This window comes from Acidobacteriota bacterium (genome assembly GCA_016196065.1).
GTDB lineage: Bacteria > Acidobacteriota > Terriglobia > Terriglobales > Acidobacteriaceae > Acidiflorens.
Genome location: JACPYL010000012.1, coordinates 791,029 through 804,478, shown reverse-complemented (window position 1 = coordinate 804,478; position 13,450 = coordinate 791,029). Strand labels below are relative to the sequence as shown.

General features: G+C 58.3%; 12 protein-coding genes. 10 read left to right on the top strand and 2 right to left on the bottom strand.

Annotation, left to right across the window (positions count from 1 at the left end; translation table 11 throughout):
• Positions 1 to 4: 4 nt before the first annotated feature.
• Positions 5 to 775 carry a carbon-nitrogen hydrolase family protein gene (locus HY010_15730; protein MBI3477183.1) on the top strand — a complete coding sequence of 257 codons (771 nt, stop codon included), beginning with the start codon at positions 5 to 7 and terminating at the stop codon, positions 773 to 775.
• A gap of 26 nt (positions 776 to 801) precedes the next feature.
• Here HY010_15730 and HY010_15725 read toward each other — a convergent pair whose 3' ends face one another.
• On the bottom strand, positions 802 to 2,214 hold the full coding sequence (locus HY010_15725; GenBank protein ID MBI3477182.1) for a tetratricopeptide repeat protein: 1,413 nt from the start codon (positions 2,212 to 2,214) through the stop codon (positions 802 to 804).
• Between the two features lie 37 nt (positions 2,215 to 2,251).
• On the opposite strand from HY010_15725, the gene HY010_15720 reads away from it, so the two are divergent.
• The 3 genes from HY010_15720 to fabG all read left to right on the top strand — a co-directional run bounded on the left by HY010_15720 (position 2,252) and on the right by fabG (position 6,359).
• A complete protein-coding gene (locus HY010_15720; GenBank protein MBI3477181.1) occupies positions 2,252 to 4,753 on the top strand; it encodes a hypothetical protein in 2,502 nt (833 codons plus the stop codon).
• Positions 4,754 to 4,918: 165 nt separating this feature from the next.
• Positions 4,919 to 5,356, top strand: a complete 438-nt coding sequence (locus HY010_15715) for a response regulator (protein ID MBI3477180.1) — start codon at positions 4,919 to 4,921, stop codon at positions 5,354 to 5,356.
• Positions 5,357 to 5,615: 259 nt separating this feature from the next.
• Positions 5,616 to 6,359, top strand: coding sequence for a 3-oxoacyl-[acyl-carrier-protein] reductase (fabG, locus tag HY010_15710; protein ID MBI3477179.1), 744 nt, complete (start codon positions 5,616 to 5,618; stop codon positions 6,357 to 6,359).
• 7 nt (positions 6,360 to 6,366) lie between these two features.
• Here the strand turns inward: fabG and HY010_15705 are convergent, their stop codons facing one another.
• Positions 6,367 to 8,292: a transglycosylase SLT domain-containing protein gene (locus HY010_15705; protein MBI3477178.1), complete on the bottom strand. Its 1,926-nt coding sequence runs from the start codon at positions 8,290 to 8,292 to the stop codon at positions 6,367 to 6,369.
• A 304-nt stretch (positions 8,293 to 8,596) separates the two neighbouring features.
• Here HY010_15705 and HY010_15700 point away from each other — a divergent pair, with 304 nt between their 5' ends.
• The 6 genes from HY010_15700 (at position 8,597) to HY010_15675 (ending at position 13,447) form a co-directional block, all read left to right on the top strand.
• Positions 8,597 to 9,568 (top strand): quinone oxidoreductase, encoded by a 972-nt coding sequence (locus HY010_15700; GenBank protein MBI3477177.1) that lies wholly within the window; start codon positions 8,597 to 8,599, stop codon positions 9,566 to 9,568.
• Positions 9,569 to 9,863: 295 nt separating this feature from the next.
• Positions 9,864 to 10,400 carry a hypothetical protein gene (locus HY010_15695; protein ID MBI3477176.1) on the top strand — a complete coding sequence of 179 codons (537 nt, stop codon included), beginning with the start codon at positions 9,864 to 9,866 and terminating at the stop codon, positions 10,398 to 10,400.
• A gap of 72 nt (positions 10,401 to 10,472) precedes the next feature.
• Entirely contained in the window at positions 10,473 to 11,189 is a 717-nt protein-coding gene (locus HY010_15690) for a DUF4386 domain-containing protein (protein ID MBI3477175.1), read from the top strand.
• Between the two features lie 38 nt (positions 11,190 to 11,227).
• On the top strand, positions 11,228 to 11,644 hold the full coding sequence (locus HY010_15685; GenBank protein ID MBI3477174.1) for a GntR family transcriptional regulator: 417 nt from the start codon (positions 11,228 to 11,230) through the stop codon (positions 11,642 to 11,644).
• 4 nt (positions 11,645 to 11,648) lie between these two features.
• Entirely contained in the window at positions 11,649 to 12,548 is a 900-nt protein-coding gene (locus HY010_15680; GenBank protein ID MBI3477173.1) for an ABC transporter ATP-binding protein, read from the top strand.
• A gap of 5 nt (positions 12,549 to 12,553) precedes the next feature.
• Complete coding sequence (locus tag HY010_15675; protein ID MBI3477172.1) at positions 12,554 to 13,447, top strand: ABC transporter permease; 894 nt, start codon at positions 12,554 to 12,556, stop codon at positions 13,445 to 13,447.
• Positions 13,448 to 13,450: the final 3 nt, after the last annotated feature.

Below are 13,450 nucleotides of genomic sequence, written 5' to 3'. Positions count from 1 at the left end.
GCCGATGCGTATTGCTTTTGTGGAATGGCCTGAGGCACTGTCGACGGGTGACGCTCAGTGGGATGAATTGAAGGAGCGCGTGAGCGTGGCGCGCCCCGATCTCCTGGTCACCAATGAACTGCCCTTCGGCCCCTGGCTTGCCGACAACGCTTTCTTTTCAGAGAACGAAGCACACCTCAGCATTCGCGCACACGAAGAGGGCCTAGCCGCACTCATTGATCTTGACCTTCCCGCGATTATCTCCTCGCGGCCGGTATGGAACGGACGACGGCTTGCGAACGAGGCATTTGTGCTGGAAAAGGGAGCCGTTCGTCCCTTGCACCGGAAGCAATATTTCCCGAACGAGCCGGGCTGGTTCGAACACGAATGGTACGCTCGCGATGATTCCGGCTTCAGCGTGGCCGAAATTCTCGGAATCAAGGTCGGCGTGCTTTTGTGCACAGAAGCGATGTTCAACGAACGCGCACGTGCCTACGGGAGACAACAGGCTTCTCTTCTTGTCATACCGCGTGCGAGCGGCATGGACCGGGACTCATGGCAGATCGCGGGTGCGATGGCGTCCGTCGTTTCGGGAGCCTATGTTGTCAGTTCGAACCGCGTTGGGCGCTCCAGGAGCGGTACGCGCTTTGGCGGAGGCGGTTTCGCCTATGCGCCTCATGGGCGATTCCTCGCCGTGACTACGCCAGCCAGTCCCGTGCTGACCTTGGAACTCGATCCAGAAACATCCGCGGCCGCGCGGCTCGAATATCCATGCTATGTCCCGGAGTTGGAATAGAAGGAAGGGTGCTGGCGCCTGCGAAACTACTCGCCGTATTTATCTTTCAGCCAGCGCGCCATGTCGTCCCGCAACTGCCGGTAATCGCCATGGATCGTCGCTCGCAGGGCTGCCTCGGTCGAACCACCCTGCGCCAGCCGTTCGAGGATGCGGGGCACGTCACTCATGCCGAAGGTATCGCGGATGTATTCCACCGCCGCCAGAGATTCGGCATAGGCCAGCGTGGCCTGGGCGCTGGAGAATTGCATGAAGCTGCCTTCCAGGACATTAAACGGAATTTCGTTCCCGTCCTTGAAGAGCTGTGAGAGGGGCCGTCCGTAACTGGCGGACGACTTCCCTTCTTCTGCTTGTGCGATTCCCTCGTGCAGCCAGGTCGGGCAGCGTCCACCTGACATCTGGTTGATGAACGAGTGCGCCAGTTCATGTTTCAACACGCGCGACAAGTCGGAGGTCATGCTATTCATTCCGCTGATCGGAATGCGCAGCTTGCCGTCATTGACGGCGCCACTCCACGAGGGCGCGCGCGTCACGTCGAAGAATGCCTGCTCGGTATAGAGCGTGACCACGATCGTGTTGTGCGGAGAATATCCGAGATCGCGAACCAGATCGTCGTAGTCGGCTTCGAGGGTATTCAGCAGGTCGCGCCGGAAACCTTCGGACGTCTGCTTGCCTTCGAAGTGCAGGTTGAAATGGCTGCTCTCACGCTGCGAAAACTCAGACTCGGCGCTCGATTCCCGCTCCGCTTTGGCGAGGTATTGCGTAATCGTGGCGTCGGGACGAAGTTTCAGCGACTTCTTCCAGGCACGAATCGCATCCGCCGTATGATCGCTGGCGAACTGGGCGAACCCGAGCATGGCAAGTGCGTCCGGAGAATCCGGAGCAGCGCGCACGGCGCGATCGGCATAGCTGACTGCGTCCGTTGCGTGTCCCGTGCGGAGCAGGCACGCGGAGTAATACGTCAACAGGGTGGAGTTTTCAGGCTCCAAGCGAAGAGCAGTCTCAAAATAATGTTTGGCTTGGGGGAAATTTCCCGCGTCTATTTCATGCTTGCCGGCCAGGAAATAGGCCGTGGCAGTCACGTCGGACTTGCCTTCACCCTCGATTGCCGAGAGAGCATCCGCATCTACTTTGCCGTCACGGATGACCCTTCCGGTAACATCCGCTTCGTGGCTGAAAGTCGGCGTGGCGGGAGTAAAGTCGGGCACATCGTGGGATGCCGCGGAACTCGATCGCGAAGGCGCCATGCCTCCCGCATCAATCCGCTCCACCGACGATTTCGGGATAGCGTAGGAGTCCTCTCCCACGTCATACTCAACGCGGTCTTTCTTTTCGCGAACCTCGTCGGCCCAGATGGTACGCCCATTCTTGAGACGGATGACGTCCGCAGGCGCCGGCAAGATAGCCAGAAGCACTAGAATTGCGATAGACCAGGTTCGCACTCGGCTGATTCTAGAACGGGCAGGAGGCCTTTCGTAGGTGACCAAGGTACTGGACTGGCGCTGTCCAAGGTTGCTGCTGGCCTGCATTCTAGGGGTAGCTGCGGCCTGTGCGCAGTCGGTGTCCGCACCGTTGGATTGTCCGTCTACGACTGCTGGCCTATACGCTCGGCTGCAATCCGTTGGGCTAAATCCGCATCGCGTCTATCGCGTGCGCGGCGCTTCGGTCGACCGGCCCAACCTCCATCTTGTTTTGGACGACGGCGTGGTTGCTTTCACCGAAGACATCTGCGGCCGGATCACCGGGGCATACTTCGAGGGTGAAGGAGAAGTCTTGCTGCGCCCGCCCAGCAAAGTGGAACGACGGTCCCTCGCTCTGTTTACCGGGATGGCAATTCTGGAAGAGCAATTCACCTCGGCCTACTTCCGCTTTAACGACGACACGGCCGCCAGTTGGCAACCGTATCTCACGTCATTTTCCGAGGGTGCCGAGTCCACAAAAGCCTGGAGCAACGTGAGCCGTAACTTGTCACAACCCGACGCTCTCCGATTCCTCCTGGACTTCAGTCATTTCCTGCCTACCCCGGGCGGAATGGAACCTGCGCAAGAATTCCCTCGTTTTTTTCACGCCCACTTGCAGGGCGAAAAGTTGGCCAACTTCGAGTTGTTCTGGGATGCAACCGTCGCCGAGCCTTTGTGGGCGGGCCAGGTCCGCTTGCGAGACGGCGTCGCCTTCTGGGATGTGTGGACCTCCTTTCGCCCCCGAGCACTGGAGCGCCCGGGCGGGTCGAGCGGCGCAGCAGCTTCCGATATTGGCATCTCGAACTTTCGCATTCGCGCGGCGGTGCAACCGCCTACTACCTTGCGTGCAACTGCCGACCTTGATGTGCAGGTCCGCAAGGGAGGCAAACGAACTCTCTTGTTCGAGCTTTCGCGCTATCTGAAGATCGAGGCTGTGCGAATGGACGGAAAACCGGCGGACTTCATCCAGAATGAGGCATTGGAAGGAACCCAGCTCAGGCGAAAAGGAAACGACCTGGTCGCGGTTGTGTTTCCAGCACCGCTCGAAACGGGGCAAAAGCTGAAATTGACTTTCACCTACGCTGGCGACGTACTCTCCGAAGCCGGAAATGGCCTGTTGTACGTGGGAGAGCGTGGCACGTGGTATCCAAATCTCGGACTGAGCCCAGCGCTTTTCGATATGGAATTTCAATATCCTCCCGCCTGGACGCTGGTCGCAACCGGCAAGCAATCACCGGCAACGGCAGAGATGCCCGGCATGCAGGCCTCCCATTGGACATCGGACGGGCCGATTGCCGTCGCGGGATTCAATCTCGGAAAATACATTCGCGCGGAGTCGAAAGCAGGCAGCGTGCTGGTGGAAGCCTACGGGACGGTCGGAGTGGAGCGCTCGTTTCCCAAAGCGCCGGCTGAAGTCGTGCACGAGCAAGCGGGATTTCCCGGCTCGCGAACATCCACGGTGGTGCTGGCCCCACCCCCGCCACCGTCACCGGCTCGCAACACGCAAGCCGTGGCCGATCGGGCGGCGCGCGCGGTGGGAAGCTTTTCCCAGTGGTTTGGGCCGTATCCGTTTGGCTCGCTTTCGTTCACGCAGATGCCGGGCGATCTGAGCCAAGGCTGGCCCGGTCTGGTCTTCCTCTCCAGCTATGCGTTTCTCAGTCCCCAGGAGCAAAGCGATTTGGGCCTTGAGCCAGACCGCGCCCTTCTCAGCAACCAGGTACTGGTACACGAAACCGCCCACCAATGGTGGGGCGATCTCGTATTGTGGAACGGCTATCGGGATCAATGGCTGGTGGAGGGGCTGGCCAACTATTCAGCACTGTTGGTGCTCGAACAACAGAATCCAGCACAATTCCGGCAAGTTCTCGAGGTGTACCGCAAGAATCTTCTCAGCAAGAACAAAGATGGAGAGTGGCTGCGCGATGCTGGTCCCGTCACTCTGGGACAGCGTTTGATTTCTTCGCACTTTCCATCGGCATATGAAGCCATCAGCTATGAGCGTGGAACGTGGTTGTTTCACATGCTGCGGTGCATGCTGCGCGATGCCGAATCCGCGTCCCGATCGCGCAGTGGGGCGGCTCATCCGGAAGAACCGTTCTTTCGCGGCCTGCGAAAAGTTCGCGAGCGCTATGCGGGAAAGAGCGTAACCACGCAGCAGGTATTGCAAGTCTTCGAAGAAGATTTGCCCCGCTCCTTATGGTTCGAGAATCGCCGCTCCCTGGACTGGTTCCTTGACGGATGGGTCAACGGCACGGCCATGCCTCACGTGGAAGCGCGGGACGTGCGAATCGTTCCGAAAGATCGCGGAGTTTCGGTGAATGGAGTGATTCAACAGGATGACGTTCCCGAAGACCTGGTCACCGCCATTCCGGTCTATGGCGTGACCGCGAGCAACGCAACTGTATTCTTGGGCCAAGTGTTAGCGGATGGCCCGGAGACCTCGTTTCATCTCAACGCGCCCGCCGGCATTCGGAAGATTTTGCTCGATCCCCGCCAGACGATCTTGAGTACCCTGAAGTAGTCCTCCGAGCATCTCTTCCGCGATGACGCAAAAGCACTGCAATCAACGCCCTTCTTAGTGCCCGCCCGGCTTCCACCCTTCGTGCCTTGCAACATCAAACCTGGAAGCAGAATGTGGATTGCACCTGCGTCACTTCCGTGATGCAGCCACTTCTTGAGATGTGCAATGGTCCCCAATCAGCAACTCCGCAGTAGCGAACCGAGTCCACGGCGAATCGTGCTACTGGTCGAGGACGAACCCTTTGTCAGGGATGCGACGTGCCGCACACTGGAAAAAGCCGGCTTTGAAGTCTTTTCCACCGCCAACGCGCAGGAAGCAATGAACGCGTATGCGCTCCTGAACGGCAACATCGATCTGCTCATGAGCGACATCACATTGCCCGGCCGCAGTGGGCGCGAACTGTCGCTGGAACTTCGTTCCAAATCGGCGAAGTTGCCTATCCTATTGACTTCTGGCTACAACGCTGAGGAAGGCACTCGGGATTCGCAGGACACCGGAACTCACTTTCTCCCCAAACCTTATTCGCGCGTGGAACTGGTCGCCGCCTTGGAGAAGATCTTTCGGTTCACCGAGAAGAAGCGTCCCGCCACGCACGCCGGCTGATCAGCGAGTACCGGCTCAATTCTCAAGCTGGCAGGCAAACGTCCCGAACGGACAATTGAAAGCCCCACCCCGGCGTTGAAAACGCCGGGCTAGTCTCAGTTGCCCCTCCGGGACTCTCTGCGTTGGGTCGCATCGTGACTCAGCAGACCTTCGCGATTGTTCCGAACGGGAACGGGCGGCGCAAGCGCAGTCAAATCAGGCTTCTGCCGTGCGAAGCACCTCCGCGCATTTATAATTCGCCTTTCGAGAAGGAGCTCCCATGAAACTCGAAGGGAAAGTCGCGCTGGTCACTGGAGCGTCCCAGGGAATCGGGCACGCCTGCGCGCTGGCCCTCGCCAGGCAGGGCGCAACCGTGGCATTGGCCGCGCGCAATCAGCAGAAACTCGACGAAGTGGTCGCGCAAATCACTGCATCCGGCGGCCGCGCTGCCGCCTTCGTCATCGACGTTGCCGACGAAGAGCAAATCAAATCCGGAATCAAAGCGGCCATGGGACAATTTGGCAAGATCGACATCCTCGTGAACAACGCCGGCATCACCCGCGACCAACTGGTGATGCGCATGAAGCGCGCCGATTGGGATTCCGTCCTCAACACCAACCTGACTTCGGCGTATCTCTGCATCCAGCAAGTCATCGGCTCCATGCTCAAACAGCGCTGGGGACGAATTATCAATATCACCAGCATCTTTGGGCAGATGGGCCAGGCCGGACAGGCGAACTACGCAGCATCGAAAGCCGGTCTGATCGGCCTGACCATGGCGATGGCTCGCGAAGTGGCATCGCGCAACATCACTTGCAATGCAGTCGCACCCGGTTTCATCGAGACCAGCATGACCGCCGGCCTCAGCGAGGAATTCAAGCAGACTGCCGTCAAGATGATCCCGCTCGGACGCGTCGGCGCGGCCGACGACATTGCAAATGCAGTGAGCTTTCTCGCGTCAGATGAAGCGTCCTACATTACGGGGCACGTGCTGAATGTGAATGGTGGGATGCTGATGGGGTAAAGAGGTCTTAACGTGCTGCCCGCACGACCAGGATCATTCCCGGACGCAGCGACGAAGTATTGCGGTTATTCCGTTGCAGGGCAGCGACGGTCGTGTTGTAGGAACTTGCGATCGAGTAGAGGGTTTCGCCGCTCTTCACTCTGTGATGCACCACACCGCTCGGTGGGGACACCTTGGCATCCGTCGTCTTCTTTCGAGAGCGCCTGGAGTGCGTCGTCGCCACGTGCGTATCGGCAACGCCCGGAGTGACGGGCAGGTGCAGATAGAGCACTTTTCGCCCTGCCAGGCTGTTCCCTTTCAGGCGATTCCAGCTTCGAACCATCTTCACAGGTACGGCAAAGTTTTCGGCGACGGTTTCCACCGTGTCGCCCTTGTGTACCTTGTAGCGCGTGATGCGGTGGGCGTACGTTCCGGTATCGCTGAATTTGCCGGCAACGATTGGGATGACGAGGCGAGTCTGAGACTCCAGCGAATCATCGTCGAGCTTATTGGCTTCCGAGATCGCTCTGGAAGTCGTGTGATAGGTACGCGCCAGCGATGCCAGAGTGTCGCCGTCCTTCACGTCGTGATAGCGCCACCAGAGACGCTTGTCCGCCGGAATCGCCGCGACCGCGGCCTCGAAATTCTTCTTTGTTCCGACTGGAAGATGTAAATCGAACGTGCCGTCTTTCGGAGTGCTCAGGCGCAACAGGCTCGGATTCAGTTCCTGCAACTCGGCGGGAGTTGCATTGACGCACTGGGCAAGCAGACGCAGGTCAATCGGATAGTCGATCTTCACCGTGTCATAGGGAATTGGCTGGTCGCGATTCACGTCGTCGAGTCCGTACTGCTCTGGATTCTTCGCCATGATGGTGACAGCCAGAATGATCGGAACATAGTTCCGCGTTTCCTTGGGCAGCACGTCGCGGCGATAGAGTTCCCAGAAGTCGGCGTAGCCCGTACGCTTTACGGCGCTCTGTACCCTGCCTGGACCGGAGTTGTAGGCCGCCATTGCCAAATACCAGTCCCCAAACTGCGCGTACAGGTCTTTAAGATGGTGAGCAGCGGCACGCGTCGCTTTCTCGGGATCCTGACGCTCATCGACCCAGAAGTTGCGTTGCAGCCCGTAGCCCTTGGCGCGGCTGCCCATGAATTGCCACATACCGCGAGCGCCAGCGCGCGAAACCGCGAGCGAATGAAAACCGGATTCCGCCTGTGCAAGGTAAATCAGATCCTGCGGCACGCCTTCCTGCTTGAGAATCCTTCGGATCATTTCCTCGTAACGTCCGGAGCGAGCTAAGGCACGTTCCAGCGTTCCGCGTCCGCGATTGGAGAAGAAGTTGATGAATCCAGCCACCTGATCGGTCATCATCAGCGGCAGATCGGAGTGGGTGGATTTCACTTCCGCTTCCGCTTTTGCCTTAACACTGGCGTCGACCGTCGGCGTCTGCTCGTTGGCTTCGTCGATGGGAGCCGGCTCCTGCTTTTGCTGCGGACCTTCGCCGTCCTGCGCCGCCAGCAGATCGAGTCCGTTGATGCCTTCCATGACGCGATCCAGTTCGCGATCGAGGCGGTCGTCCGATCGCAGGTTGTCGCTGGCATTCAGAAGCAGGTTGACCGCAGCGTCAAAACTCTTTTTGGCCGCTTCCAGATTGCCTTTCTTATAGCTTTCCTGCCCAGCCTGATATTCCTTCTCCACGCGCGCAATCAGCTCCGCGGCTGCATCGGCAGCAGCAGGTTGCGCCTTGCTTGGCGGTTCGGGAGCGGCGGCTACTGGCTTGGGCTCTTCTGGACTTGGCGCGGGCGCGGGGGCTGGAGCTTTGGTCGCCTTCAGAGCGGGCGCTTGCGCTTCAACGGGCGGAAAGAAAGTCTGCTTCTGAGCTGATTGACAGGCGATATTGGCCGCCAAAGCAGCCATCGCGATCGCCAGAGACCGATAGGTTTGAAGTCTCATATTCTCAGAAACTTACCCAAAAACTTGGGACTCTTCCTGGCCCCTGACTGTTGAGATGGTACTATCCAGAAATTCGTTGGGTCAATGCTACGACAGAGCCTTCCACCGGTTACTTTCGTTACCAGGGCCGGGATATTACCCCAGGCACACTGGCCGTGGCAAGAGAGGCGCGTCGTGAAATAACACGTCCTTCGCCGCTCGTCCTTGGCCGTTCGCAAGCCCGACTCCCGTCCCAACCTGCGAGTGAGCGCGGCGGCCTCAATCTCATTCGATCGATCGTTATATATTTGAGATGCGAGATCCCATGAAAGCCATTCAAGTCAAACAAGTCGGCGGTCCAGAGGCGATGGAACTGGTGGATTTGCCCGTTCCTCAGCCGCGCACGAACGAGGTGGTGGTGAACGTCCTGGCGGCGGGCGTCAATTTTATTGACGTCTACTATCGCGAAGGACGTTACAAAGCACCCGTACCCTTCGTTGCCGGGCAAGAGGCTGCCGGAGTTGTCACCGCCGTAGGTCCCGATGCGTACGGATTTGCAAAAGGCGATCGCGTGGCCTTCGCGACCGCGATGGGAGCCTACGCGGAATACATTGCCGTGCCCGCCGACCGCCTGGTCAAAGTTCCCGACGATGTCACCGACCGCGAAGCTGCAGCCGCGATGTTGCAGGGGATGACGGCGCATTATCTGGCACACGACACTTATCCGCTGAAGAAAGGTGAGACCGCATTCGTCCATGCTGCCGCCGGAGGCGTGGGATTGCTGCTGGTGCAAATGGCACACAATATCGGCGCCCGTGTCATCGCAACGGTTTCGACCGAAGAGAAAGCTACACTCGCCCATGCCGCCGGTGCGGACGAGACCATCCTTTACAAGGAAGCCGATTTCGAGGCCGAAACCAAGCGGCTCACCAATGGCAAAGGCGTAGACGTCGTTTACGACTCAGTGGGCAAGACCACGTTCGAGAAGGGCCTCAACATTCTTCGGCCGCGCGGGATGATGGCGCTCTACGGAGGTTCCAGCGGAGCGGTGCCCCCGTTCGATCCGATTGTGCTGACCCAAAAGGGATCCTTATTCCTCACTCGCCCTTCGCTCGGCAACTACATCGCGACGCAGAAAGAACTGCAGCTGCGAGCCGGATCCGTCTTCTCGATGATTCGCGCCGGAAAGCTCAAGTTGCGGATCGAGCATGTCTATCCGCTGGAACAGGCCGCGCAGGCTCACCGCGATCTGGAAGGCCGCAAGACGACTGGAAAATTGCTCCTTATCCCAAACTAGACCCGCTGCCAGCGCACAAACAGGTTACAGACTCCACCCATTCCCGTTAGATCCCGAAATCCATCTCACGCTCACTTCAAGGAAATTCCTTTGTCTTCTTTAGGATACCCGCCATCAAAGAAAATCATTGACAGCATATATAGTGTTGTAGTTAACTATACCAGTGCTGGATGCCAATCGTACTGAGCAAGGTCGTTTGTTGCGGACTGCAGTCGTGAAGCCTGGCTCCAAAAGCAAATTGAACTCTTCAGGAGAATCACATATGAAATTCCTTCGCTGTACCCTACCTGCCGCGCTGCTGTCACTCTCGATCTTGGCCTTCGCGCAGTCCGACATGCACAAGGCTGACAAACCGGCTCCGTCCGAAGCGCAAAAATCATTCGAGCAGATGAAGACCTTCGCCGGAGAGTGGGAAGGCCCCGTGGCAGTTCCGGAAATGCCGTCGATGAGTGGCGGGAAGCCGCTTCATGTTTCGCTGCGTGTGACGTCCAGAGGAAACGCCGTAGTGCACGAACTTCAGGAAGCTAACACGCCGTTGGATCCGGCCAAGTTCGATCATCCGGTCACCATGCTTTACGTGGAAGGCGACAAACTCAACCTGATCCACTACTGTGACGCGGGCAACCGTCCGCACATGGTTGGCACGATGTCCCCGGACAACAAGAAAGTGGAATTCGAATTAGTCGACGTCTCCGGCGGCACCAAGTTTGGACACATGCATCACGCCGTGTTCACCTACATCGACGCCGATCACCACCTGGAAGACTGGACGTACATGATGCCGGGTGACAAGCCGATCCATGCGCACTTCGACTTGCAGCGCGCGAAATAACGATAGAGTATCTCTGCGGAATGAGTGGAACGGCTATCTTGACCCGATATTCAGGGAACGAGGGAGGGAAACTTGAGCGCAACCTACAATCCAGGGAGAGTCGCTGGACTCTGGTACCTTCTCCTCGTCCTGCTCGGGCCACTGCGCCTCATCTATATTCCCAACAAGCTGTTCGTCCACGAAGATGCTGCGGCAACCGTGAACAACATTGCGGCTCACGAGTGGCTCTTCCGTTTCGGGATGGTCAGCGACCTGATTGGCGCGGTCGTCCTGATTTTCCTCGCCCTGGCCTTTTACCGGTTGTTCAAGGGAGTGGATCACGGCCTCGCTGTGCAGGTTGTAATCTTTGGCGGCGTGATGCCCTCCCTACTTTACTTTGTTAACGTGGTGAGCGACGCAGGTGCCCTGATGATCGTGCGCGGCACCGGTTTCTTGTCTGCATTCGAAAAGCCTCAGCGGGACGCGCTGGTCATGCTGTTCCTGCGCCTGCATGACCATCAAGTGACAGCTGCGGAGATTCTTTGGGGCGTATGGCTGATTCCGTTGGCGATCCTCATTTACCGGTCGCGCATCATGCCGCGCTTTTTGGGAGTTTGGCTGGTCTTCAACGGCTTGGCCTACGTGATCTTGAGTTTCATCGGATTGCTGTTGCCGCAGTATTACGGGAACGTATTCATGTTCTCCCAGCCCGCGCTCTTCGGGGAGATGGCGCTTATGCTGTGGCTCGTCATCAAGGGTGCCAAACCACCGGCACTGGAATTCGCAGCTCCATCGCCGGCGGTTAGTTAGACTGCACTACTTAGGGAAAAGGATTATTGGGACTCAGGATGGACCGTGATTGGAACGACAGTCAACCGATTTACCGCCAGCTTCGCGACCGCGTGGTCGCGATGATCCTCGACGGCGTGCTCAAGGAAGGAGATCCACTTCCTTCTGTGCGCAACGTCGCCGCCGAGTATCGCGTCAATCCGCTCACGGTTCTGAAGGGCTATCAGCAACTGGTCGACGACGGTCTGGTCGAGAGCAGGCGAGGTCTTGGCATGTTCATCAATTCCGGCGCGCGCAACCTGTTACTGCAGGGCGAACGCCAAAAGTTTCTTGGCGAAGAATGGCCCAGGGTCCACGCTACCATTCAGCGACTGGGCCTGAAAGCGGAAGAACTTCTGGCCGCCACCGATAAGTCATCCCCGGCCGAGGACAAGTCCAAGGACAACAAGTCAAATCCCTCCGAGGAGAAGCGCTGACACCATGGCATGCATAGAAGCACGCGGTCTTCGCAAGGTCTTCGGCACAACGGTCGCGCTCGACGGCGTCGATTTACGCGTCGAGGAGGGCCGCATCCTCGGGCTCATCGGCCCCAACGGCGCCGGCAAGACGACTGCGCTCAACGCGATTCTCGGGCTCACTCCTTATCAGGGAGAGTTGAAAGTGCTCGGACACGATCCCTGGACGGAACGCGATCAGCTCATGCTCGATGTCTGCTTCATTTCCGATGTCGCCGTCCTGCCGCGTTGGATCAAGGTCTCGCAGACTCTCGACTACGTTGCCGGAGTACATCCGCGATTCGATCGCGCCAAGGCAGAAAGTTTTCTGGCGAAGACCACCATCGGCCGTGACCGCAAGGTCCGGGAGTTATCCAAGGGAATGGTGGCGCAACTCCACCTCGCGCTGGTGATGGCGATCGACGCGAAATTGCTGGTGCTGGACGAGCCGACCTTGGGACTCGACATCCTGTACCGGAAGCAGTTTTACGATTCTCTGCTGAACGATTACTTCGATGGCAGCCGCACCATTCTCCTGACCACGCATCAGGTGGAGGAAGTGCAGAACGTCCTCACCGACCTCATGTTCATCGACCGCGGCCGCATCGTATTCAACTGCAGCATGGAAGAACTGGAAACGCGCTACGTAGAAGTGACCATAAATCCAGACCAGATCGCTGCCGCACGGGCGCTCAAGCCAATCAACGAGCGCAAGACCATTGGTCGCAGCATCCTGCTTTTCGATCTGAAGCCGGATTCCAAACTCAATGTGGATCGTCAGCAACTTGCCAGCCTGGGTGAGGCGCACACGCCCAGCATCGCCGACCTGTTCGTCGCGGTCATTGGCAATCAGGAGCAAGTGCAGCCGCAAGGAGCCGCCCGATGAATACTATGAATCCTCAATCGAACGCGATGTCCGCCTCTCGCGCTGCTTTCCCTGTGAGTCGACTTATCCTCTGGTCGGTGAAGCGGGAGTTGTGGGAGAACCGCTCCATCTTTCTCGCTCCCCTGGCCGCGGCAGGCATTGTTCTCATTGGCGCGCTCATCGGCTTGCCACGTTTCCTGGCGAATGTGCGCGGGGGGGCGGAAATGAGCCCGGCAATGCAGCATGACGCGATCGAGCAGGCGTACATGTTCGCAGCACTTCTCATCATGGGCGCCACGTTCGTGGTCGCGATTTTCTACAGTCTCGGGGCGCTCCATGGCGAGCGGCGCGACCGCAGCATCCTGTTCTGGAAATCGCTGCCGGTGTCCGATCTCACCACCGTACTCTCCAAGGCGGCGATTCCGGTGTTTGTTCTCCCGCTCATCACTTTCGTCATCACCATCGTGACGCAATGGATGATCATGCTGCTGCATACCATGGTGCTGCTGGGGAGTGGCCAGGGTGTGGGAATGCTGTGGTCTCACGTTGCACTGGCGCAGATGACGTTGATGGAGTTCTATCACCTGCTGTTGGGTCATGGATTATGGTATGCGCCGGTCTATGGGTGGTTGCTGCTGGTCTCGGCTTGGTCTCGAAGGTCACCATTCCTGTGGGCAGCCTTGCCTCTGTTTGCGATCGGCACAATTGAAAAGATTGCATTCAACACACGACATATCGTGGACGTGGTGGGAAACCGGATCCTTGGCGCCGGAGGGGAAAAAGCCTCATCCGCTTCCGCAATGTTGTATATCGATCCCGTGCAAACATTATTGAAGCCGGGCATGTGGATCGGCCTTGCATTGACCGCGCTATTTCTAGTCGCAGCAGCCCGCTTACGACGTTCGCAGGGGCCGATCTGAGAA